Here is a 22,414-nt window from a genome sequence, read left to right as displayed (position 1 = left end):
ACGCTAGAAAAGTTACAGCTAATGTTAAAAATTTTTTATACCTTTTGGATAACCACCTAAACGATTCCTTCAAGGCAAGCGATAAGAATAAATCACAAGACATAGTCAAAAGCATCCAGCATACTTTTAGAATAAGTAGATTCCTACATGCTGCTTGTACATACTCCTCCCCATACATGTATATTTCATAATCCTTTGAATTGCCTATGCAATATGTATAATACCGCTCCATACACCGATACGATTTATCCAGAAAAACAGGGTAAACCTAGGTTCACAAAAACAGGCGCTAAAACCCTCCATTTGTCTTGCGTTATATTGTTTGGCCAATGTCATACAGGTAAACGCCACTAATTTTTGGATTGACTTATGAAGTCCCTAATGCTAAATTTACTAAAGCAGTAATTTAGTAAATTACTAAATTCAAATGATAAGGAGTTTTTTTACATGAACATCCCAACACATTTAAAACATAAACCCGTAATTGTTGCCGAAAACTATGCCAATATTGATGGGCGTACAGCTTATCAAACTGATGCTCAAGGGCTTTCTCTCGGTTTAGCACAGTGGAATGACAGAGGAAAGGTGGATATTTCAGCGAAAGTTTGGCGCCATACTGGTGGTAAATGGTCTCGTCAATCAGAAGAACTTCCCCTGCATCGTGTGCTGGACCTTGCTATTTTAGTATGTGAGGCACAACTTCATTTTAAAGATGCCTATCGCTTCGAACATTTATATGATGAAGAAAACCCTGTGATTAAGCGTGTAGGCTTACAGGGAGATGCCATGACTGTGGAAGTTTGCACAGAAAATGAGCAAATCAATGAAGATATTCAACTTTTTCAGCAAGCGTTAAATAATGATGGTGAGCTAATCGGTGAACGACTGCGCACATTGTCACGAATCTTAAAAGAAATGGGTTATTAAAACTCAAGAGGAACCTATTGATGAATGCACAAATGTTACAAGATGATCAACAACTTAAGAAAGCCTTTTTTAATTTTTTAATTCCTGTTATGTTGGCGAATGTCCTGCAATCCGTTGGCCAGGTTTTTGCCATGTTTTTAGTGGGGCGTAATTTAGGTGTCGATGCACTAGCAGCGATTTCAGCCTTTTTCCCATTTTTCTTCTTTTTAATGGCATTTGCCATTGGCATTGGATCAGGTAGCTCCATTTTAGTCGGGCAAACTTTCGGGGCTGGTAATCATGCTAAGATGAAGGAAGTTGTTGGAGTAACGCTCGCCTTCACAACGATTTTATCCATTGTTGTGGCAATCTTTGGCGGCTTTTTTATTGAGTGGATTTTACGTTTTATGCAAACACCAGCTAATATATTAGACATGAGTATTAGCTATGCGCAAATTTTATTCTTCACGTTACCAATTATGTTCTGGTATATGGTGTATACAACCTTTATGCGTGGAGTTGGCGATTCCAAAACACCATTTCTATTTTTAGTTATTAGTGTTGTGTTAAATATCGCCTTCCTTCCCCCATTACTGTTCGGTTGGTTTGGCTTGCCTGCATTTGGCTTAAATGGTGCCGCTTATGCATCCGTTTTATCAAACCTAGTAACAATGATCTTGTTACTGGCATATTTGCATAAAACAAAGCATTTACTGCGTTTAGACAAATCTATTTTACAGCATTTTAAATTGAAGAAAGATATTTTAGCTTCATTGTTAAAGCTAGCGATTCCTTCTAGTATTAGTATGGTCGCTATCTCTGTCGCAGAAATTGCTGTCATTGGCTTTGTCAACGTCTATGGCTCCAATGCGACGGCGGCTTACGGCGTTGTTAATCAGGTCGCTAGCTATGCACAGGTACCTGCGATGAGTATTGCCATTGCTACATCTGTATTTGTCGCACAGGCATTAGGTGCAAATTCTACAGAAATGATTAAAAAAATTCGCCAAATGGGTGTCCGTATCAATTATCTTTTAGGAGGCGCCATTATACTGATCATGTATCTATTTGCTGAGCCAATTTTGGCCTTCTTTATCGATTCACATGATACTGTGCTCATTGCCAAAAATTATTTATATATCGCCTTTTGGAGTTATTTAATTTTTGGGCATACACAAACGGTTTCAGCTACGATGCGTGCAACAGGTGTCGTTTTATGGCCGACAATTTTCTTAGTCATTACGATTTGGGTAGTTGAGGTACCATTAGCGTTCCTACTATCCCACCACACTTCACTAGACTTAAATGGTGTATGGTTAGCCTACCCAATTACCTTCTGTGTACATTTCATTATGCAGTATGCTTACTTCAAGCTAGGCTGGCAAAAACGAACATTAAAAGCTATGCTTAACGATTAAAGAACTGAGGATATGCAAATAACGCATGTCCTTTTTTCGATAAACACAAAATGACCAGGTGCTCGATCGTGAGCCCTGGTCATTTTGTGAAAAGTGAATTTTACTACTTTGCTTCAGTTTTTTTGTATTCTACTAATGGATTAGTCGTATTCCGCTAAAAAAAGTTACATATAAAATAATAAATTTTTTCATTTTCTTCAATTCATTTTCCCTTTGGCTTATAAACAATCAAAACGTATTAAAATACCCTACATTTTTTTATAAAAACACCAGCTTTTGTCCAAGCTACTATTATAAAATAGCTACTTGAGAGTGGAGAAACGATGAAAACAACCTTCAAATTTATAGTAATGATTTTTCTAACAACCCTGCTCGCAGGTTGCTGGGATATTACAGAGCCACAAAGAATGTACTATATCAATGCAGTCGGTGTTGATTACGTTGATGATGAATATGAGGTCTATTTACAAATTATCAATTTTGCTGATGTCGCAAAATCAGTTCAACCTAGTTCAAATGCTGAACCTGCTGAAATCGGCCGTGCTAAAGGAAGAACCGTAGAAGAGGCTATCTACAAATTGTATCGATCATCTGACCAGCAAATTTTTTGGGGGCATATGAGATATATCATTTTCTCGGAGAGTGCCATGGAAAATGAGCGATTTATCCCCGTTATTGATACGTTTATTCGTTTTCGAGATACAAGGTATCAAATTTGGATGTATTGTACAAAGGATCCAGTGCACGATGTCCTCCTTGTCTCACCAATATTAAAAAATTCACTGTCTTCCTCAAAGCTAAGTAACCCGATTAACCCAACAGAACAGGAAACGTTTGTTGAACCAAAAAATTTACGAGAAATCGTTATTGGATTAAATGAGCCTAACCACGAAGTGACAGTACCTTATGTATCCATTAGGAAAGATTGGCAAACGGACGAGGAAAATGTAGAGGAAACCTATTTTTCAGGTGTCGGCATTTTATCGAAAGACGGCTTAAAAGGATTTGTGAAGGATAATGCTGCCCGAGGTAATCAATGGATGCATAATTACACAAACCGAGGAGAAATCACCTTTAAATTGAGAACAGATGGTAAAGAAGAGTTAACCGTCAGTATTGACAAATTACAAGTCAAAAAAATACCTGTAGTGAACAAAGAGGAAGTTTATTTTGATGTCGAATTAAAACTTCGTGCAACCGTCAATGGCTTTAAAGGAAAAGTTAGCGAAAAAGAACTGAAGAGGCAGATTATTAAGGAAGTGAAAAAGGAAATCCGCGAGACCTATAATGAGGGATTAAAATTAGATGTAGATATTTTTCGATTATCAGAGGTACTTTATCGCAACAAAGTCAAAATATGGAAAAAGTTGGAGAAAGATGGAAAAATCCCTTTACAAGAGAATACTATTCGTAAAATTTCTATTGATGTTTCGCAAATAAACCCAGGGCGCAAAACGTTTTCTGAAATCATTAAAATTAAAAAATCTGGTTCTTCTGAATAAAAAAACGCTTGGGAGCCAAGCGTTTTTTCTTATAACCGGAATTTTTCTTGGACCATTTTTGCAACATCTTCCGCACTTAAATTTGTGCTCTCTATCTTTATATAATTGGGAAATTGGATTTCGCCATCGACTGAATTCAATCTGTAATTTTCTACAGAGGTTAATAAATCCTGTTCAGACCAAGCAAGATCCCTTTTTGAAGGTTTATGCTCAAGTCTATTAGATCCTTTATTGCGCTGAAGTCTCTCCTCTAAAACAGCCTCAAGTTCTACATAGTACACCGTGCCACCTTTGGATTCAAAAAGCTCAGTAACTTGCTTCACATAGTCCCAATCCTCTTGACAATCAAACGCCCAAACATAGGTGAAAATCAATCCATATAAATGACTAGCTGAAACTTCTTCGAATATCTCCTGTCGAAACAAATTGACTAGCCTTTTCCCCTCTTTCGTACCATAGTCAAAAAAATGACTAACTAAATCAATCGTCATATGATTATGAAATAGCTTTAAGCCTGTTATTTTAGCTAATTCCTGCCCGACTGTCATTTTTCCAACAGCTTGAGGACCAAATATAAGAACAAATTTCATTCGTTACCTCCTAGGAAATGCTCCGTCATTTTGAGTATAAAATCATGTTTACAGCTAACAATAGTTGTAAATCATTCTAATCGAGGTGAAAAGTATGGAACATTTCCCACTCATACATACGAACTTTTGGGATGCCGTCATTGCCGTTCCAGTGGTGATGATTCTAACACAGTTGATGAAGAGGCTTTGCCATATTAAATCTTTTTGGGTACCCTCCATCGCTTTAGTTATCGGCTTACTCATTTCCATCTTCATCAGCCATCGCCACAATTTGTTAGCGGGTCTATTTATGGGCTGGTTTTATGGCTATGCGGCCATTGGTAGTTATGCTGCGTTGAAAACCTCTTATATTACTTATAAGCAAAAAAAATTAAAAAAACAAAATCGATTTTCCTCTTAATTTTTGTATAAAATACGCACAGTTCAAGTCTCTTAAATTGAAATTAACGCCTCTTCTATTCCTTTCATAATATCAATGGCTCCATTTGATTTATTGGAACAAATCACAACCTTGAAAGAGGATTCTGGATAATATGCTGAGTGGAAGCAGACCCCAGGATCGTACCCCATAACATGATATTTCAGAATAGATGGTTTGCTATTTTTCTTAATCCATACACCATGTCCATAGCCATTATTTCCACTCGTTTCTACATGTACTGTTAGAAGTTGCTGCGTTAAATCTTCATTTAAAAGTTCAAAATTCATCAGGGCACGCCAAAACTTCGCCATATCACCTACTGTGACAAATGCTCCCCCATCAGAACCCCCCTTTACGGGTAATGAGTAAATATTTGTTTTCCATGTACCATCTGGATTGTCGATGTAACCTAAGGCTGTGTTTGACGGCAGAGCATCCAACGAGAAATAGCCTGATTCCGTCATTTTCACTCGATCAAAAATATATTGTTGAATGTAATCTGAAAAAACCAATCCAGATGTTTGCTCGACAATTAATCCTAATAAAATATAGCCAGCATTGTTGTAATGAAATCTATCGCCTACTTTATATTTCATAGGGCGATTTTGAAATAACGGTAAAAAATCACTCAATGTTCGAAGATGATACATTGGATTTTCCACCCATAACTCTTCAAAATCTTCCATTTCTTCCTCATCAAAATAATCTGGTATTCCAGAAGTATGCGTCAATAAATGATGAATCGTTATATCCTGATCAAAATGGTCAAAATGATGGTTAAGATATTCATGTAATCTCGTATCAAACGAAAGTTTCCCTTGTTCTATTAGCTGACAAATAGCTATTGCCGTAAAAATTTTACAACCAGAAGCAATTCCAAATCGAGTTTTTGCCTGGTTTTTGATTTGCTCAGAACGATTAGCATACCCAAAGCTTTGATTGACTAAGACACCCTTCTCTCGATTCTCCACAAGCACGGTCCCTGAAAAATCAACCTTCTGTTGAATGTCCATTATGATGTTATGTAATTTTGTATCCATACAGACTCCCCTGATTTTATTAAATTTTCTAAATAATTACTCTTTCTATTTTAACAATATAGATTGAATGTGTCATGTGAATTTTTTCCAAAATCGAAAGTACTGCCATTCAATGGGTACTTCGAGCAATTGTAGCCTTTTTCTTTTTACTCTTTGATTATTTTACAACTAAGACTATTGAACTTTGCCTTAGTCATCTCTTGGTAATATTATTGCCTATCCCCCTTATTTAAAAGAGGAAATCCTATCTGAAAACTTACGTAAAGCTTGATATTTCGGCTGGCTTTTTTATTAACCGAATGAAGGGAAAAATAGAAGAGGTTCAAAATGTTGCGCTTGCTTTATGGGAACCAGACGAATCAATCTCTAGTTTTTTGCATACACAACTCCAAACAACTACGCGTACAGATTTGAACCTAAAATCTCAGCCCTTTTTTCTACCAATTATTCTTATTAAAGAAGGAAAGATTGATTATCATGGGCTACAAAACCTAAACATACGAAAGACTGGTTACATGAACAACTAACGACAACTCATAAAGTAAATATAAAAAATATACTCGTAGCAACCATCGATCAACATGACAATTTGCAGATTTTCCTATATTAAATGAGTCTCATTAAACGACACTAAATAGTGGTCAAAATGATAGTTGCAGAAACGCCATTAGAAAAAGCTCCACCAGTTGTAGTCACTTGTACAGAAAGAAGTGTACAACTATTAATTGAATAGTTCGCATTTGCCTTGGCACAACTATTTGGAGTAGTTATTGAACTTGGTCCTGTCACTGTCGCAATAATCCCCGTTGCAGTTGGGGCAGTGAAACCACCATTCGTGCTTGTAAATACTTGTGCTGAAGCGGTTTGTCCTGCACTAAGTGAATGATCCCGTATATTCAACGTTAAGCTTTGAATAATAGCATTTTCCGGAATTACGATTGAACTTCTCACAAAAGAAGCTGATGAATTGCCTGTTCCTAGAAAATCATTATTACCAACTGATTGATCTGTAGATAAGTATACTTCCATGAGACCCGGACCACTTGGACCCGTAGAGCCAGTAGTGCCCGTTATACCAATAACACCCGTAGTCCCCCTTGCTCCAGTTGCCCCCGTAACGCCTGTGATTCCAGCAATTCCTGTGGCTCCTTGCAGACCTGTCGCTCCCGTGGTTCCTGTTGTACCTTGTAGACCCGTGGCTCCGGTATTTCCTACTAGTCCTTGGAGACCCGTGGCTCCCGTGATTCCTGTTACCCCAGTATTCCCTGTCACTCCTGTGAATCCAGTTGTACCTTGTTGCCCTGTGGCTCCGGTATTTCCTACTATCCCTTGGAGACCCGTCGCTCCGGTGTTTCCTGTTACTCCAGTATTCCCTGTCACTCCTGTGAATCCAGTTGTACCTTGTTGCCCTGTGGCCCCAGTATTTCCTACTAGCCCTTGAGGTCCTGTCACTCCCTGAATGCCTATGGCTCCAGTTTGACCTGTTATCCCTTGAGATCCTGTCGCTCCAGTTGATCCCGTTATCCCTTGTGGTCCCATTGCTCCTGTTATTCCTATTTCTCCTTGGGGTCCTGTTACTCCTGTTATTCCTATTTCTCCTTGGGGTCCTGTCGCTCCTGTTATTCCTTTTTCTCCTTGAGGTCCTGTCGCTCCTGTTATTCCTATTTCTCCTTGGGGTCCCATTGCTCCTGTTATTCCTTTTTCTCCTTGGGGCCCTATTACTCCTGTTATTCCTTTTTCTCCTTGAGGTCCTGTCGCTCCTGTTATTCCTTTTTCTCCTTGAGGTCCTGTCGCTCCTGTTACTCCTGCTAGTCCTTGAGCTCCTGTAGTTCCTGTAGTTCCTGTAGTTCCTGTAGTTCCTGTAGTTCCAGTTCTTCCTGTTGCTCCCTGAGATCCCGTCGCACCGATTAATCCTGCTAGTCCTTGCAGTCCTCTCTCACCAGTTGCTCCTACCAGCCCTTGAGGTCCCATTGCTCCGGTTATTCCTGCCACTCCTTGTGGTCCTGTATCTCCAGTTGCTCCTGCTAGTCCTTGGGCACCTGTCACTCCAGTTGCCCCCGTTATGCCCTGGGGTCCCATTGCCCCTGGCGAACCCTGTGCACCTTGCGGACCTGTTGTACCTGTCGCACCCGTGACACCTGTTGCTCCTGTTACACCTATCGGATCTTGGATGCCAGAAAAATCATATGGATAGCCATTACAACCAAATTCATTACACTTATACTTCATGGGATAGTTACATTTGGAATCACATTTGAAATTATCAAAATTACGGCTGTAACTAAACCTCAAACATTTCACCTCCCATTCTTTTGCATCATATTCGAAAATTTACTATAGGGATAATTAATGCACCTAGTTTATTGACTAATTAGTTAATTAATATACAAATGCTTTTGAATTTGGCCATAACCTAAAAAAACATTGGGCTCTATTGAGAACTCAATGTCTGATTATATTTCAATGTATGTTCGCAAGAAATGGTCCGAGTTTACGCCGGATATACCATTCGATTACGATTAAATTCGGTACCCAACATAACCAAGCAATAACAGCATAATAATACTGAAAATTTTCATCCCCGTATAGGATGGTAAACAGAGGTAACCAGATACGTAAGGTCACTGCCGCAAACGTTAAAGCATAATTTCTTAGCATCCATTTTTGATGAGCTTGAATGTTTCGATGTTTGATTTTTATGAGCGCTTGCAACATTGTCAATAACCAACCTATCGATAATAAACCAAAGCCCAATTGCGAGACCCATCCCCCTGTGGCGTTGAATGCTAAATAAAGACCTGCACTACCGCCGAACAAAATACTGGCATAATATAGTTTCCCCAATATTCGATGACGTTTTACATTGTTCTCTCTTAATTTTGAGGACAAGGTAAAAGGACCAATTATTAACGCTAACACTCCGAAAATAATATGAATATACAGCACGATGAACCACAATGAGTGTAAAGTAGCATTTAGCATAAGCTTTAATTGAACAAAACCTGCTTGCTGTGCATCCAACACAATATATTGAACGATAGAATAGCCCGCTATTAAAAATGCCAAGACACTCATGATCAACCACAATTTCTTCTTAATAGATGCAGCTCCTTTCTTCCCTAATATAGATTATTTATTATTATGTACTAGTTGAAAGCGGTACGCTGCAATGGAGGGCCGGTTAAAAGGCATGCAAATCGCTCCACACCTAGGTATTTTTCTCCTAAACTCGTAATGTGAAATCCTATATTTTTATAAAAAATCACAGCATCTCTATCCGTTTCAGCATAAATGGAAGAAAATGAATGATGATGGTTAATAAATTGTACCATCTCACCCCCAATGCCTTTCCCACGATGCGCTGGTGATACAGCAATATGTTTAATGACACACTGATGTGCATCAACTAATTCAATACCTAGACAGCCAACAAGTTCTTGATCCATGTAATAGCCATATAATTTTCTTGCTGGGGCATGTATATACAAATCATATTCCTGATCCACTTTTGTTTTTGATGTGGCATAGGATAATAAAACTTTCACTGTAGGCTGAATAGGAATAGATTGAATAATTTCCATAGAACTCTTCCTTTCGATTATGGTTATACAGATAGGCCTTGGTTTCATTGTTAAATTACTGACTGGATTTTATTTCTTCAAAACTTTTTTCCACAATACTAAAACGAACATCATTGGAATTAAAATAGTCATTCCAATAAAAATCATTGAAAGTGGATCAACAAGTATAAAATAGCTGTCTCTTATCTGATAGTTGCTACTCATGGAATACCTCTTATTCATAAAGTTAGAAGTTCGTATTTTTGTTTAATCTAAAACCTTCTCAAAACTTAAGATAACTTTATCTTCGTAAACTCTCTCATCAAATTGTATAAAACTAAGCGACGACCAGAAGTTTACTGCATTTTTATTGGTAGAATGAACAGCAATATGAATACATTTTACTTGTTGGCTTCTCATCCGTTCCTCATACAACATGTAAATTTTTTTGGCATATCCTAAACCTTGATATTTTTTGTGTACCGCCAACAAACTTATCCAAGGTTTTTGATGACGAGGGCTTGACATTCCATAATCCAAAATAGCTATAAAGTCATCCCCTTTTTTCACCAAATATCTTTCAATCTGTAATTCTTCTGTTTCTTCATGTATATCTAAAATATCCTCATTCCCAAGAACTTTTTTATCATAGGCAATTAAATTATATTCCTGATTCGAATTCATAATGTCCTTTTCGGTTTCCACAAATTTCATATCATTTTTAAGAAAGGTAAACATTTTTTATTTCTCCTTTTCTTTTGTTAATTTCATAGTACCTCAAATCGGATTTCAATGGCGTTTAATTATGGATTAGAAGTAGACCATTATTATATCGAGGACTCTTTTTTAGCTTACATTAGACGAATACCCCACTCCCTTCAATGACAAATTACATACTATAAATTGAAGAAAGGAGAGGTTTTCATGGGATATTACGGAAACGTAGGAAACGCAGGATATTATGGTAATGTAGGTAATTACGGTTGTTGTTACAGCGGTTATGGGAATGAATATAGCATGGGCTACTGCATGGACCACGGCAAAGGTAATAGTTCAACATTTGTCTTAATCGTTATTCTATTCATTCTACTCATTATCGTTGGCGCAACATTCATGCAAAAAGAAGATTGTTAATTAGTTAGTTGTAAAACAAATAACTATAACTCTTTCTGTCAATAATCCAAGGGTCACACTCAGCTGTGGCCCTTGGTTTTTTAGAAGGAAAAAGAAAAGCAACCGACTAGTATTTAGCAATTAGTCTTGAATAGCTGCCTCTAACGCTACAACCATCATGTCGTTGAATTACTTGTACTTTTTTTAAAGGACAAGATACCTTCATTAATGTTGATTTAATAACATTCTATACTATTCAAAATGCATCTAAAATTGTTTACTTTTTTATTGTGTTAACTAAATATAAGATGTTGGTCGCTTTTTGGTCGCCAAAAGTCGCCTTATTGTTGTAATAAAACCTTATAGACCACCCTTCACGGAGCGGTCTTTGTTGTAATAATTTTTATTTTCCGTTATATTTTAAATCGTCATTTCTATTGTGGAATTTCATAATAGTAAAGACTATTATCATTTGTTCGTCCTTTAATAATTGTGCCTGAACTATTATTAATTAAATTTGATACCCAATATCGATATTTTTCACCCTTTTTAAAAATATTTTCAGGAGCCGGAATCAGAAGTTACAACTTACATCTGGTGAAGCTTGGAAACCGATGAAGGATAATGAGGACAACTCGAAAAATCTACTATTCACAAAAACAAACGTCTTTCCCTTACATCCAGATATCAAGAACAACGTGGGCATGTTAACACTCAAGAATCGATTAATATTTATAGCCATTTAACTATGAAAGATAAAGAAAAAGCAACCGACTACTCAACTCCATTTTACAAAAAATGGTCGGTTTTGGTCGATTGCTTTTATTAATGGTATTTAACACACGTTGAAAACGCTGTTATATCAATTAGTCTTGAATAGCTGCCTCTAACGCTACAACCATCATGTCGTTGAAAGTCGTTTGACGTTCTTCTGATGTTGTTACTTCGCCAGTTAAAATGTGGTCACTTACTGTTAGAACAGAAAGTGCTTTACGCCCGAATTTAGCTGCTAATGTGTACAGAGCTGCTGATTCCATTTCTACAGCTAGTACACCGTATTGTGCTAATTTTTCATTTTGATGCTCATCTGAGTAGAATAAATCTGCTGTGAAGATATTCCCCACTTGTAAGTTAAGTCCAGCATCTTTTCCTGCGTTATACGCTTTTAATAATAGGTCAAAGTCTGCGATTGGTGCGAAGTCGATAGCACCGCCCCAAATGATTTGGTTCATACGTGTATCAGATGTTGCTGCTTGCGCTAAAATCACGTCACGCACTTTCACATCTTTTTGAATTGCACCACAAGTACCTACACGGATTAATTTTTGAACATCATATTCTTGCATTAATTCTGTCGCATAGATTGAAATAGATGGCACACCCATACCAGTTCCTTGTACTGAAATACGTTTGCCTTTATACGTACCTGTATAACCAAACATATTACGTACCTCATTGTAGCAAGTTACATCTTCTAAAAATGTTTCCGCGATGTATTTTGCACGAAGTGGATCTCCTGGAAGTAAAATTGTGTCAGCGATTTCACCTTTTTTTGCATTAATATGAACACTCATACTGCAATCCCTCTTTTCTGTCAGTTATCACTATAAATAATACTGTGTTTCTGTCATTTACGCAATGCTAGACGTCTAGCAACTTAAAAATTATTTATAGTTTTCGTACAATTTATGCCTGTCCCTCATATAACTCCCACAAATGATCAAAAGCTTCAATCGTTAAATTTTCTGTAGCATAGGATTCAATGTAGTTGGATAACTCATTAAAGTCTGCACTTTGCTTTGGAAAATTATGCTCATGAAACATTTCCTCCGCAAACCGTACCTTGGCATCTGACCAGTCGCCGCCTCGAAATGTAAGGACATATAAATAAAAACTTTTTTTCATCACACAATTTCCCCTTTTTTGCATTTACTTTTCGATAGTGTAGCAGAAAAAAAGGTATTCGTCATAATTCCCACTACTAAGATATATTTCCTATTCTCGATTTTAGAACTATTTTCTTGGTCATCCTGACTTTTGTCACAGTTATATCTATCAGAAAAATTTTAATTTTTAGAAAAAATAATAGAAAAATCTAGTAAAATAAGATAAAATTGAAATCGATTACTAAAAAATAGGAAGGTGATGCGATGAAAAAGACTAAAAAAACTCATGATGCAGCAAAAAAACGCCCGACTCTCTTCACTTTTAGCTTTTTTAAAGGAAAGAAAGCTTCTATACAAGAGGAAACCGGGATCAATCCCCCTCCTATGAAAGAAAAACGACAACGTTTTTACCATTTAATTCGGGGCAAAGTGCTTATTATGTTCGCACTTCTTATTGTAATTAACGGTGTTATGGGTATATTGTCTTATGTCAATATACAGAAGCTTCAGCAGGAGATGGAAGATTTCACTAAGAAAAATGTCCTAGAGCAATTAACAGTTAACCAACTTGCCTATGAGATAGCAAGGTTGACGAATTTGGAACAAAGTTACTTAATAACAGGGAATGGCATTTATTCTACCTCCTATCATTTAAAAATTGATACCATTAATAAAAAATTAGCAGCATTAAATGAACAATTTCAGGATCGGCAAGTTGAGCTTGGTCATATGCAGGCCATCGACCAATATTATAAAAATTACCTGGATTATTCAAAAAAAGTAATGACTATGCGTGATGAACTTGGTCTCGAACAGGCTCGTAAGCTCATGATGGGGGCTACTGGAGAAACAATGAAAACGCATATTGATAATAATATTGAATCCATAAATATGGTGATGGATGAGTCGAATAAAGCAAAGTTAGACAAGCTTAATCAGCAAGTCAATCTTTCAATCACTACATTTTTTATTGTATCCATTATCGGCTTTTTAGCGATCGTCATTTTTGGTTTCATGCTCTTTAAATCTTTGAAGCGTAATACACAAGCGATTAATGATTCCATCCTTGATATTGCTCAGGCAGGCGGCGATTTAACAAGACGTGTGAAAGTGCGAAATCGCGATGAATTTTCCACTATTGCCGCTTCTACAAATACATTGATTGAGTCGATTTCCAATTTAATTCGACGTGTAAGCGAACTGGCTGATCATGTATCAAGTAGTAGTCAGGAGCTCATGTCGTTAGCAGATGAAAATGCTCGTACCATTCAAGATATTGCGGATGCAACAGCCGATATTGCAAGCGATAGTGATAATACCATTTCTAGTATGAATAGTGCGCAACAAAAAATGAGCGACCTAGAGCACTCTATGCATCAATTAAACGAACAAGCGAGTGCCGTACATCGTGCCTCTATAGCCATGCAGCAAGCAGCCGATGAAGGAAGCCTTTCTGTGGAGCAATCTTCGCTGGTTATGCAATCAATCGAAGAAACAATGGCTTCCACAACATCAACGGTCGAGGCGTTAGGTCGAAAATCTGCCGACATTACATCGATCATTGGTACCATTACAGCTATTTCCGAGCAAACAAATCTATTAGCTTTAAATGCAGCAATTGAAGCAGCTCGAGCTGGCGAGCATGGTCGGGGCTTTGCCGTGGTAGCGGATGAAGTTCGTAAACTAGCAGAACAATCCCAAAGTGCCGCCAAGGAAGTAACTGCGATAGTGACATCTATTCAGAATGAAGTCACATCGATCATTGCCCAAAACCATGAAGGGGTCACTACTGTCATTCGTGGCGTTGAAGTGACCAATGAAACTAATCAATCCTTGGCCAACATTTTATCGCATACAGAAGAAACTACAACGATTATAGCAGCCATGGTGGATAAAATTGCATCGACACTGGACTTTAGCAACGCAGTAGCAAGCGACTTCATTCACGTCAATGCCTATGCCGAGCAGTCCGCAGCTAACACTGTAACATCCGCCGCCGCTGCCACCCAGGGCTCCGCTTCCATGCAGGAAATCAATGCGGCTGCCACAGAGCTTGCCCAACAAGCAGACAGCCTCCGTAATCTAGTAGGCGCATTTAAAGTTTAAGTTTTATTGCGAATTTCTGAGGAGGATCCTTTCGTTGGAGGATCCCTCTTTTTTTGGCTGGAGGGGGTTCAATTGGGGAGATATGGATTAGCCATAGTCAGGTCGGCTATCCGTCTCTTTGAATTGTCTCCTGCTATTTAGTGTTTTATCCATTCCTCTGAGTGGGCTATCCACCACTTTTCACTTTCTATCCGTCACTTTGAGAGTTTTATCCGTCACTTTGCTATTTTGCACCTTTATATTGGAGAATCCTCTCACTTGATGCGACTTCCCTTCGATTTTAGCATTCTATCCATCGCTCTGAGCGGGCTATCCACCAATTTTCACTTTCTATCCGTCACTTTGAGAGCTTTATCCGTCACTTTGCTATTTTGCACCTTTATATTGGGGAATTCCCTCACTTAATGCGGCTTTCCTTCAACTTTAGAGTCCTATCCATCGCTCTTAGCGGGCTATCCTTCACTTTTCGATGGCTATCCACCACTTTGAGAGTGCTATCCGTCTCTTTTCACTTTCTATCCGTCACTTTGCTATTGCTTGCCATTCATCTGAACTCTCCCTCCCTCTACACCCATCAAAACAAAAAAATCCTAGCAAGATCGCTCTTGCTAGGATTTTTTATTTGAATAATGATAGGAATTGGCCGTAGCCTTCTTTTTCTAGATCTTCTTTTGCTATGAAGCGAAGGGATGCTGAGTTAATGCAGTAGCGTAGGCCTCCTAGTTCGCTTGGGCCGTCTGGGAAGACATGTCCTAAATGGGAGTCTGCTTCTTTACTGCGTACTTCTACTCGGCGCATACCGTGGGTTGTGTCGAAGTGCTCGGTTACTTCTTCTTTTTGGATGGGCTTCGTAAATGCTGGCCAGCCACAGCCTGAGTTGTATTTGTCCAATGAGCTGAATAGTGGTTTTCCAGAGACGATATCTACATAGATGCCCTCTTCAAAATGCTCATCGAACTCATTGCGAAACGGTGGTTCTGTGCCATTTTCCTGTGTCACGTAATATTGCATGTCTGTAAGTTCTTTTAAACGTTGTTCTTTATTCATGTTTATTCCCCCAGTGATGCTCTTGATACGCTCGGCGACCGCTTCCAACCGAATAGCGTTCGTAGTGCATTGGATTTTTCTTATAATAATATTGGTGATAGTCCTCAGCCGGGTAAAATGTGCTAGCAGGTAAGATTTTCACCATGATCGGTTTATCAAACTTTCCAGAAGCTTCTAGATCAGCCTTGGAACGCTCTGCTAGTTGACGTTGTTCTTCATTATGATAGTAAATGGCTGTTGTGTAGGATTCGCCGCGATCATAAAACTGTCCACCTGCATCTGTCGGGTCTATTAAGGTCCAATAGATAGACAGTAGTTGCTCATAGCTATAAAGATCATCATCGTATACGATTTGCACGGCTTCGGCATGTCCAGTAGTTTCTGAGCACACTTGCTCATAGGTTGGATTGACAACATGTCCACCTGTATAGCCAGATAGCACCGATTCAATGCCAGGTGTTTCGTCAAATGGCTTGACCATACACCAAAAACAGCCTCCTGCAAATGTTGCATATTGCTTTGCCATTCAGTTCACTCCTTATTCACCAGGAACAATAATTTCTAATAAAATTTTGTCATTTGGTAAGTCCAATTCTTTAGCACGGACGCGTGATCCGGATGCTATGTTAATGCGAGATAAATCAATATAGATTTCTGCTTTATTTGGGTTCACGGTAATCCATGAAGGGAATTCCACCGAATCCCGCATAATTTTCATCGTCGTCTCCGGCGGAATATTTAATAGCCCGACATTCATCCCCGTTTGCTTTAAAATAATATTGCCCTTGTCATCTACAATGGGTTCAAAATTCATGGAAATCGGAATTTCCGTGTAAAACACCGTGAGCGTGCTTCGTAATTGAATATCATCGCCGATTGTAAAATCAAGTGGTAAAGGCGAGCCTTTTGCTGCATCCTTTAAATATTTTTTGGAAATCGATTCTAATTCCTTTGTTGTGGTTTGCACCACGAGTACATTTCCTTTGCTTTCACTTTCACCTGCTGAACGCTTGGCAACATCGACTCCATCTACTGGTCTAGTTGCTAAAAAAACGACGAGGAGGATTGCAAAAAGCACTGTGCCTGCTAAGGCGAAAAACGCGACTTTCCATTTATTCATTTTGTCACTCCTCGAAGCCTATTGCCTTGTTAATCTTTTCTTCCATACCACACTGCTCCATTGCCGCTAGTATACGTTCTGTCATTTTTTCATATCCCTTTGCATTGGGGTGGAAAAAATCTGTATGATAGACGAGCTCTTCATTTGAATCAAATAAATCCTCCACCGATACATAGCAAGCATTGGAATCTTCACTCGCTACTTCCTCAATCACATTATTCCATTCTGTGATAATTGTATCGAATTCATTCGCCTCATTGGTCACAATCGAAAACGGATTATAGAAACCAATGAGTAGGATGGGCACTGTCGGATTTTTTGCACGAATGCCTTCAACGATTTTGCTATAGCGCTGCTTATACGTCCGCAATTCTTTATCGAATGCGTCACGCTTTAAGTTAAACAAATCCTGTTTAACAACTTTCATGACATCATTGCCACCCATTGTTAAAGAAATGAGCTGCGCTTGTTGCAACTCTTCATCATAATGCCCTTTTTTCACTAATTTTAGTAGCTGATCACTACGTCTACCACGTTTGCCACGATTATCAACATCTACCTCGGAAATCGAGGGCCACGTAAGCAATGAATCTGCTAATCTTCCTACATAACCGTCTTGACTATACTCATCACCGACACCATCTGTTAATGAATCTCCTAGTGCCAGATAATGCAGTTGCTTTGCATTTTCTTCATCAATTTGCGATAAATCCTCTGCTGATGGCTCAAAAAAATGTTCAAAAATTTGCGTCAACATATTCTTGGAGGTTTTTTCCTCTTCTACTGTTTGTTGCTCATCCTGCGTCATATCTTGCTCCGTTTCTGCTTGCTCACCGTCAGGCTCTGCTTGCGGATTCGGCTCATCGATTGATATTGCACAACCACTAAGTACTAAGACGGCCAAACATGACAACATAAATCGCCGAATGTCCATTTGACCACCTTCCATCCCTTTCTGTACCTTCTATTATAGAATAGTTCATACCCTAATGAAAAGTGACTTACTCTCTGTTCTCCATAATTTTGTGTTGTTGCCAAAATTCCTCTTTTCCAAATAGCCGAACAAGTATCCAGCTAAAAGGGCCAAAACGAAAAAAGCCACTACATTTACTTATGTAGTAGCTCCTCACTATTATTCTGCAAAATAAATAAATCCGATGGCACCCGGTCCAGTATGTGTCGAAATAATTGGAGATGTAAAGGCAATCTCAACGTCATTAAAGCCAGTACCTTCGATTAACTCTTTTAATGGATTCCCCATTGTGATGAGGCCATCTGCATGAGAAATACCGACAGCTTTGACTGTTTTCCCAGCCGTATCAGCTTGGAATTGTTTAAATAAGTAATTCACTACCTGTTTATGGCTACGCACCTTGGAAACGGGATTGTAAACGCCACCCTCTAAATTAGCAATAACTTTGATGTTCAGCAATGAACCGATAAAGCCTGTACCTTTACCAATTCTACCGCCCTTAATTAGATTTTCAAGCGTATCCACAATTACATATAAATGTGTGTTTGCACGTACTTTATCCAGACGAGCTACGATTTCCTCAACTGTTGCTCCAGCATCGCGCATTTTAATAGCCTCACGTAGCTGAATAGCTAAACCGATTGCAATAAAGCGTGAATCAATCACCGTCACATCAGCGTCTGTCATTTGAGCCGCTTGTCGTGCTGACTCTACCGTGCCACTCATACCACCTGTCATATGGATGGAGAGAATTTGATCGCCATCCTTGCCTAGCTCATCATATAATTCCTTAAATTTACCTGGTGCAGGCTGTGAACTTTTCGGCAAATTTTTAGCATTTTTCATCAAGCCTAAAAAGGGTTGTGGCTCTAAATCCACACCATCTATATATGTTTCACCATCAATTTGAATTGTTAATGGCACGATATGTATGCCATGCTGTGCTACTTCTTCTTTTGTTAAATCACAAGTTGAGTCCGTTACTATATGAATTCGTCCCACTTCGACACATCCTTTTACTTCATTAAAATTTATTATATAGACTAATGAATCATTATGTAAACATGACATTTGTCATTAGGCAAAGCCTTGATTTTTTGAAAATGTAAACGCTACCTTTGATACTATAGCGTTTCCTTTATCTCTTGTCTATCAAAGCCCCTAAAAGAATATGACAGCCTTATGACATTTTTGATATGAAATATATGACAAATGTAAATGTTCATGTATAAATTATTGGGGTATAGTAAATACATGAACGAAAGGAGTGTTGTAAATGATTGATTCATTTGACTATAAATCTTGGAAGGAAGAACTGTGGAATGCCATTACACACGGTATTGGTTTTATTGCAAGTATTCCGGCTCTAGTTGTTTTACTGCTTACAGCTGTGCAAACAGGTAATGCTCTACATATTACTACTTTTAGTATTTTTGGCGTCTCTGTCATCATCCTGTTTTTAATGTCCACATTGCTACACAGTATGCCAGAAAAATATAAACACTTTTTCGCTATTTTGGACCATTCGTCCATTTATATTTTAATTGCCGGTACGTATACGCCGTTTTTATTAATTGCGGTGGGTGGCACCCTAGCCATTACTTTATTATGTATTATTTGGTCACTCGCAATATTAGGTGTTCTTTTTAAATGTTTCTTCATTAACCGCTTTGAAGTGCTATCCTTAATTTTTTATATTGGCATGGGCTGGCTCATCATTTTTGCTATTAAGCCTGTTTATTTATACTTAGGATTTTATGGCTTTGCTTTACTACTTGCAGGTGGACTGTTCTATACAATTGGAGCCATCTTTTATGCTTGGCGCTCTCTACCTTATAACCATGCAATCTGGCATCTTTTTGTGCTAGCTGGCTGTGCTTCCATGTACGCTTGTGTGTACTTCTATTTATAAAAAAGTCGCTCCCTTCATAAAAGGGCACTGAAAAACTTATGTTTTCATAAATGCGAACCTTTTTCAGATAAAAATAAGGCACTTCTTGTTCAATTTTGAACAGGAAGTGCCTTATTTCTGTCTCATTGGATCTTCTGTTGCCATATCCAAGAAATAGTTGAATGACAGCGCTCTACTAGGTCGACGTCTGATACATCATTAATCGCTTTTAATAATAAGTACTTAAACATGCGAATTGGAGGAATGGCATTACGTCCATTGTCTAAACAATATTTTGTTTTTAGCTCATCTAAAATGAATGAAAAATCAACAAGTTCATTGATCTGGCGAAGCATATTATCTTTTGGCACAACAATATCGTAGATTGCCATGTATGGACTTAAATTAAGGGTTTCCTGATTTGAAATCATTGGGGCACCACCTACATATTCATTTTTTTATTATAAAGGAAAGTGTGACTAAAATAATAGAATGATACATTGCGTTGTTTGGAGAAGCATCGCTCGACTCCTGCGGGAAAGCGAGACAGACGAGACCCCGCACGAAGCGAAGCGTAGGAGGAGACTCGGCGCTCGCCCGCGGAAAGCGAGCGGAATGCTTCGGAAAACAACAGTAGAGTCACAGTGCCAAATGAAAAAAAAGATATGGACTTTTTCAGTGCCCTTCTTCATAAGGAGCGATTTTTTATGGATTCTCTTAAAAGCTCAATAGCTTCCCTTACTTCTTTTTCATGCTCCTCATTACTCAAATTATTTCTGGCATGAAGTAATACTGGCCTCAAGGATTCAACGGATCGCCCGAATGCATTCATCCATTCATAGCGGGGCACCATCCAAGTATGGAAATGATGAGTCGTATCTTCGTTGTAAAAATAATAAACGTATTCAATGCCCAATACTTCCCTTTGAGCTTGTCTAATTTTTGTTAAGAGATTGATGTAATCCAGTTTTTCGTCATTATTTAATTCATCGAAGCAATGGATGTGACGCTTTGAAGCTAAAATAACTAATCCCTTGATTGGATAAGCTACATCCTGGTGGGCGTGAAAATAATCCGTTTCAATGATAACACCACCATTGGGCTTGACCTGTCCACTTATGATGGCACAGCTCAAGCAATCAACTTGAGCAATTTCTCCACTCGATAATCGTATGTTGCGCATCAATATCTCCCCTAAATATAGAAATAGCACGGTCTATCAAAACCGTGCTTTTCCCATGTTATTTACGCTCAAAAATTTGATATTGGAAAGTATAGCCTTCTGAAGCTGTTTCGGGCTGTTCAGCAGAAACCTCTACAAACTTCTCCTCATAGCTCGGAAAAAAGGTATCGCCCTGAAATGAATGATTGATTTTTGTAATATATAAGCGATCTGCCATTTCCATTGATAAACGGAAAATTTGCTCACCGCCAATAATCATGATTTCCTCTACATCCCCTGCTATCGCTATTGCTTCTTCTAGGCTCGTCACAGTTTCAGTGCCTTCTGCGTGATAATTTTCATCTCGTGTAATAACAATATTGCGACGTCCAGGTAGTGGACGACCAATGGATTCAAACGTTTTTCGTCCCATAATCATTGGCTTGCCCATTGTTTTGTTTTTGAAATACTGCAAATCTCCCGGTAAATGCCAAGGCATTCCGTTATTATAACCAATTACATGGTTGTCATCATGTGCCACAATTAAAGAAATCATACTGTCCCTCCAAATACTTTCTTCCCTTTTATTATAAACACAATTCGTTGATTTCACCTCTATTATGAAAGAATTTTCTTTTTCTAAAATTAAATCCTAGTAAAATTATATGAATAGTTTATAATGTAAGTAATAAACGTCACGATAAAGGACTGATGAGGATGACTACTTTAAGAAAAGAAGCTGTTCATTATATTCAAGATCAACAAGTTGCTACACCCTACTATCAAGTTACACCACAGGAAGCTCGCGCGATGCGTACGGTTACGCCATGGCAATCACCCCATAAGCCAATATTAGCGGCGATGCAAGATCAACTAATTACCATGCGTGATGGGGCTCAAATTACGCTACGACTTTATATACCTACTCATGATCAACCATTACCTGTTATTGTTTATTATCATGGCGGTGGCTGGGTATATGGTAATTTAGAGTCTGTTGATGCTGGCTGTCAGCTTTTAGCAGACCAAGCGCAAGCAATTGTCGTTTCAGTGGATTATCGTTTGGCTCCTGAATTTCCTTTTCCAACTCCATTGCAGGATGCCTACGATAGCTTAGTATGGGTGCATGACCATATCGAAGCATATGGTGGCGATGCTGCTCGGTTGACCGTGGCTGGGGACAGTGCTGGCGGAAATTTAGCAACGGTCGTGGCCTACTTAGCTGTAACTTCAGGTGGACCATCATTGCAAGCACAAGCACTCATTTATCCTGTTACGAATGTGGATTTTACGACCGTTTCCTATCAGGCTTATGGAGAAAAGTTCGGCCTAGATAAACAGGGCATGCAATGGTTTTCTCAACACTATACAGATGAATTGAACTTTACAAATCCATTGGTGTCTCCCCTACTGCTCGAGGATGTAAGACGTATGCCTAAAACACTCCTCATTGCAGCAGAGGCAGATGTCCTCTTTGATGAAGGTTTAAGTTATGCCCAAAAATTGTCTGACTCTGGAGTACCTGTGGAGCATATAACCATGTCTGGTTTAATTCATAGCTATTTTAGCAAAATGAATTATTTTGAAGAGGCAACAATCGAAACGGTGGCAAAAATTGCTGAATTCCTGAAATAAGTTTGGCTATCCCATCCAAACAGTGCGATAATAAAGCAAAACGT

At 38.5% G+C, this 22,414-nt stretch carries 23 protein-coding genes and 1 pseudogene; 8 read left to right on the top strand and 16 right to left on the bottom strand.

Features of this window, described 5'->3' with window-relative positions; all coding sequences use genetic code 11:
• Nucleotides 1-447 precede the first annotated feature (447 nt).
• The 3 genes from AC1Q6O_RS09455 (at nt 448) to AC1Q6O_RS09445 (ending at nt 3,826) form a co-directional block, all read left to right on the top strand.
• Nucleotides 448-927 (top strand): DUF6530 family protein, encoded by a 480-nt coding sequence (locus tag AC1Q6O_RS09455; protein ID WP_008174777.1) that lies wholly within the window; start codon nt 448-450, stop codon nt 925-927.
• 20 nt (nt 928-947) lie between these two features.
• Complete coding sequence (locus tag AC1Q6O_RS09450) at nt 948-2,324, top strand: MATE family efflux transporter (RefSeq protein WP_008174778.1); 1,377 nt, start codon at nt 948-950, stop codon at nt 2,322-2,324.
• A 323-nt stretch (nt 2,325-2,647) separates the two neighbouring features.
• Nucleotides 2,648-3,826, top strand: a complete 1,179-nt coding sequence (locus tag AC1Q6O_RS09445; RefSeq protein ID WP_492401084.1) for a Ger(x)C family spore germination protein — start codon at nt 2,648-2,650, stop codon at nt 3,824-3,826.
• 29 nt (nt 3,827-3,855) lie between these two features.
• On the opposite strand, the gene AC1Q6O_RS09440 is transcribed toward AC1Q6O_RS09445, so the two are convergent.
• Nucleotides 3,856-4,416 (bottom strand): AAA family ATPase, encoded by a 561-nt coding sequence (locus AC1Q6O_RS09440; protein WP_342551091.1) that lies wholly within the window; start codon nt 4,414-4,416, stop codon nt 3,856-3,858.
• A gap of 94 nt (nt 4,417-4,510) precedes the next feature.
• On the opposite strand from AC1Q6O_RS09440, the gene AC1Q6O_RS09435 reads away from it, so the two are divergent.
• On the top strand, nt 4,511-4,816 hold the full coding sequence (locus AC1Q6O_RS09435) for a hypothetical protein (RefSeq protein WP_008174784.1): 306 nt from the start codon (nt 4,511-4,513) through the stop codon (nt 4,814-4,816).
• Between the two features lie 32 nt (nt 4,817-4,848).
• Here AC1Q6O_RS09435 and AC1Q6O_RS09430 read toward each other — a convergent pair whose 3' ends face one another.
• The 5 genes from AC1Q6O_RS09430 to AC1Q6O_RS09410 all read right to left on the bottom strand — a co-directional run bounded on the left by AC1Q6O_RS09430 (nt 4,849) and on the right by AC1Q6O_RS09410 (nt 10,175).
• On the bottom strand, nt 4,849-5,877 hold the full coding sequence (locus AC1Q6O_RS09430) for a serine hydrolase domain-containing protein (protein WP_239354520.1): 1,029 nt from the start codon (nt 5,875-5,877) through the stop codon (nt 4,849-4,851).
• 630 nt (nt 5,878-6,507) lie between these two features.
• A complete protein-coding gene (locus tag AC1Q6O_RS09425; RefSeq protein ID WP_492401083.1) occupies nt 6,508-8,106 on the bottom strand; it encodes a collagen-like domain-containing protein in 1,599 nt (532 codons plus the stop codon).
• A 231-nt stretch (nt 8,107-8,337) separates the two neighbouring features.
• Entirely contained in the window at nt 8,338-8,976 is a 639-nt protein-coding gene (locus tag AC1Q6O_RS09420; protein WP_492401101.1) for a DUF2306 domain-containing protein, read from the bottom strand.
• Nucleotides 8,977-9,023: 47 nt separating this feature from the next.
• Entirely contained in the window at nt 9,024-9,458 is a 435-nt protein-coding gene (locus AC1Q6O_RS09415) for a GNAT family N-acetyltransferase (protein WP_008174792.1), read from the bottom strand.
• A 246-nt stretch (nt 9,459-9,704) separates the two neighbouring features.
• Nucleotides 9,705-10,175, bottom strand: a complete 471-nt coding sequence (locus AC1Q6O_RS09410; protein WP_492401082.1) for a GNAT family N-acetyltransferase — start codon at nt 10,173-10,175, stop codon at nt 9,705-9,707.
• A gap of 186 nt (nt 10,176-10,361) precedes the next feature.
• On the opposite strand from AC1Q6O_RS09410, the gene AC1Q6O_RS09405 reads away from it, so the two are divergent.
• Nucleotides 10,362-10,571, top strand: a complete 210-nt coding sequence (locus AC1Q6O_RS09405; protein ID WP_025117240.1) for a YjcZ family sporulation protein — start codon at nt 10,362-10,364, stop codon at nt 10,569-10,571.
• A gap of 845 nt (nt 10,572-11,416) precedes the next feature.
• Here AC1Q6O_RS09405 and deoD read toward each other — a convergent pair.
• Both deoD and AC1Q6O_RS09395 read right to left on the bottom strand, forming a co-directional pair.
• Entirely contained in the window at nt 11,417-12,124 is a 708-nt protein-coding gene (gene deoD, locus AC1Q6O_RS09400; RefSeq protein WP_008174795.1) for a purine-nucleoside phosphorylase, read from the bottom strand.
• A 112-nt stretch (nt 12,125-12,236) separates the two neighbouring features.
• Nucleotides 12,237-12,455, bottom strand: coding sequence for a YozE family protein (locus AC1Q6O_RS09395; RefSeq protein ID WP_036224643.1), 219 nt, complete (start codon nt 12,453-12,455; stop codon nt 12,237-12,239).
• 245 nt (nt 12,456-12,700) lie between these two features.
• On the opposite strand from AC1Q6O_RS09395, the gene AC1Q6O_RS09390 reads away from it, so the two are divergent.
• Nucleotides 12,701-14,542 carry a methyl-accepting chemotaxis protein gene (locus tag AC1Q6O_RS09390; protein ID WP_090001594.1) on the top strand — a complete coding sequence of 614 codons (1,842 nt, stop codon included), beginning with the start codon at nt 12,701-12,703 and terminating at the stop codon, nt 14,540-14,542.
• 618 nt (nt 14,543-15,160) lie between these two features.
• Here AC1Q6O_RS09390 and msrB read toward each other — a convergent pair.
• The 5 genes from msrB to AC1Q6O_RS09365 form a co-directional block, all read right to left on the bottom strand.
• Nucleotides 15,161-15,589 (bottom strand): peptide-methionine (R)-S-oxide reductase MsrB, encoded by a 429-nt coding sequence (msrB, locus tag AC1Q6O_RS09385; protein ID WP_008174799.1) that lies wholly within the window; start codon nt 15,587-15,589, stop codon nt 15,161-15,163.
• Nucleotides 15,582-16,115 (bottom strand): peptide-methionine (S)-S-oxide reductase MsrA, encoded by a 534-nt coding sequence (gene msrA / locus AC1Q6O_RS09380; RefSeq protein WP_008174800.1) that lies wholly within the window; start codon nt 16,113-16,115, stop codon nt 15,582-15,584. Before msrA ends, msrB begins: the two co-directional genes overlap by 8 nt.
• 12 nt (nt 16,116-16,127) lie before the next feature.
• Nucleotides 16,128-16,709, bottom strand: a complete 582-nt coding sequence (locus tag AC1Q6O_RS09375; RefSeq protein WP_008174801.1) for a YpmS family protein — start codon at nt 16,707-16,709, stop codon at nt 16,128-16,130.
• 4 nt (nt 16,710-16,713) lie between these two features.
• Nucleotides 16,714-17,625, bottom strand: a complete 912-nt coding sequence (locus AC1Q6O_RS09370) for a GDSL-type esterase/lipase family protein (protein WP_258954890.1) — start codon at nt 17,623-17,625, stop codon at nt 16,714-16,716.
• A 216-nt stretch (nt 17,626-17,841) separates the two neighbouring features.
• Complete coding sequence (locus AC1Q6O_RS09365) at nt 17,842-18,684, bottom strand: DegV family protein (RefSeq protein ID WP_043989835.1); 843 nt, start codon at nt 18,682-18,684, stop codon at nt 17,842-17,844.
• Nucleotides 18,685-18,958: 274 nt separating this feature from the next.
• On the opposite strand from AC1Q6O_RS09365, the gene trhA reads away from it, so the two are divergent.
• The gene (gene trhA / locus AC1Q6O_RS09360) at nt 18,959-19,594 is read left to right on the top strand and encodes a PAQR family membrane homeostasis protein TrhA (protein WP_008174804.1); all 636 of its coding nucleotides are present in this window, start codon (nt 18,959-18,961) and stop codon (nt 19,592-19,594) included.
• A gap of 129 nt (nt 19,595-19,723) precedes the next feature.
• Here trhA and AC1Q6O_RS09355 read toward each other — a convergent pair.
• The 3 genes and pseudogenes from AC1Q6O_RS09355 to AC1Q6O_RS09345 all read right to left on the bottom strand — a co-directional run.
• Nucleotides 19,724-20,004: pseudogene (locus AC1Q6O_RS09355) on the bottom strand (transposase); the annotation flags it as partial.
• Between the two features lie 257 nt (nt 20,005-20,261).
• Complete coding sequence (locus AC1Q6O_RS09350) at nt 20,262-20,756, bottom strand: HIT family protein (protein WP_089984460.1); 495 nt, start codon at nt 20,754-20,756, stop codon at nt 20,262-20,264.
• A gap of 58 nt (nt 20,757-20,814) precedes the next feature.
• On the bottom strand, nt 20,815-21,291 hold the full coding sequence (locus AC1Q6O_RS09345) for a dihydrofolate reductase (RefSeq protein ID WP_171364812.1): 477 nt from the start codon (nt 21,289-21,291) through the stop codon (nt 20,815-20,817).
• 161 nt (nt 21,292-21,452) lie between these two features.
• Here AC1Q6O_RS09345 and AC1Q6O_RS09340 point away from each other — a divergent pair, with 161 nt between their 5' ends.
• The gene (locus AC1Q6O_RS09340) at nt 21,453-22,370 is read left to right on the top strand and encodes an alpha/beta hydrolase (protein WP_492401081.1); all 918 of its coding nucleotides are present in this window, start codon (nt 21,453-21,455) and stop codon (nt 22,368-22,370) included.
• The last annotated feature ends 44 nt before the right edge of the window (nt 22,371-22,414 follow it).

The organism is Lysinibacillus sp. GW823-FHT06C08, from assembly GCF_058795135.1.
This window is presented reverse-complemented; position numbering and strand designations above follow the sequence as displayed.

Excerpts from the sequence above, each read along its gene's own strand:
- AC1Q6O_RS09425 (WP_492401083.1), bottom strand. The coding sequence starts at position 8,106 with ATGAAGTATAAGTGTAATGAATTTGGTTGTAATGGCTATCCATATGAT.
- msrA (WP_008174800.1), bottom strand. The coding sequence starts at position 16,115 with ATGGCAAAGCAATATGCAACATTTGCAGGAGGCTGTTTTTGGTGTATG.
- AC1Q6O_RS09375 (WP_008174801.1), bottom strand. The coding sequence starts at position 16,709 with ATGAATAAATGGAAAGTCGCGTTTTTCGCCTTAGCAGGCACAGTGCTT.
- AC1Q6O_RS09445 (WP_492401084.1), top strand. The coding sequence starts at position 2,648 with ATGAAAACAACCTTCAAATTTATAGTAATGATTTTTCTAACAACCCTG.
- AC1Q6O_RS09450 (WP_008174778.1), top strand. The coding sequence starts at position 948 with ATGAATGCACAAATGTTACAAGATGATCAACAACTTAAGAAAGCCTTT.
- AC1Q6O_RS09430 (WP_239354520.1), bottom strand. The coding sequence starts at position 5,877 with ATGGATACAAAATTACATAACATCATAATGGACATTCAACAGAAGGTT.
- AC1Q6O_RS09415 (WP_008174792.1), bottom strand. The coding sequence starts at position 9,458 with ATGGAAATTATTCAATCTATTCCTATTCAGCCTACAGTGAAAGTTTTA.
- AC1Q6O_RS09410 (WP_492401082.1), bottom strand. The coding sequence starts at position 10,175 with ATGTTTACCTTTCTTAAAAATGATATGAAATTTGTGGAAACCGAAAAG.
- AC1Q6O_RS09370 (WP_258954890.1), bottom strand. The coding sequence starts at position 17,625 with ATGTTGTCATGTTTGGCCGTCTTAGTACTTAGTGGTTGTGCAATATCA.
- AC1Q6O_RS09350 (WP_089984460.1), bottom strand. The coding sequence starts at position 20,756 with ATGCGCAACATACGATTATCGAGTGGAGAAATTGCTCAAGTTGATTGC.
- AC1Q6O_RS09390 (WP_090001594.1), top strand. The coding sequence starts at position 12,701 with ATGAAAAAGACTAAAAAAACTCATGATGCAGCAAAAAAACGCCCGACT.
- deoD (WP_008174795.1), bottom strand. The coding sequence starts at position 12,124 with ATGAGTGTTCATATTAATGCAAAAAAAGGTGAAATCGCTGACACAATT.
- AC1Q6O_RS09435 (WP_008174784.1), top strand. The coding sequence starts at position 4,511 with ATGGAACATTTCCCACTCATACATACGAACTTTTGGGATGCCGTCATT.
- AC1Q6O_RS09340 (WP_492401081.1), top strand. The coding sequence starts at position 21,453 with ATGACTACTTTAAGAAAAGAAGCTGTTCATTATATTCAAGATCAACAA.
- AC1Q6O_RS09405 (WP_025117240.1), top strand. The coding sequence starts at position 10,362 with ATGGGATATTACGGAAACGTAGGAAACGCAGGATATTATGGTAATGTA.
- AC1Q6O_RS09345 (WP_171364812.1), bottom strand. The coding sequence starts at position 21,291 with ATGATTTCTTTAATTGTGGCACATGATGACAACCATGTAATTGGTTAT.
- AC1Q6O_RS09455 (WP_008174777.1), top strand. The coding sequence starts at position 448 with ATGAACATCCCAACACATTTAAAACATAAACCCGTAATTGTTGCCGAA.
- msrB (WP_008174799.1), bottom strand. The coding sequence starts at position 15,589 with ATGAATAAAGAACAACGTTTAAAAGAACTTACAGACATGCAATATTAC.
- trhA (WP_008174804.1), top strand. The coding sequence starts at position 18,959 with ATGATTGATTCATTTGACTATAAATCTTGGAAGGAAGAACTGTGGAAT.
- AC1Q6O_RS09395 (WP_036224643.1), bottom strand. The coding sequence starts at position 12,455 with ATGAAAAAAAGTTTTTATTTATATGTCCTTACATTTCGAGGCGGCGAC.
- AC1Q6O_RS09440 (WP_342551091.1), bottom strand. The coding sequence starts at position 4,416 with ATGAAATTTGTTCTTATATTTGGTCCTCAAGCTGTTGGAAAAATGACA.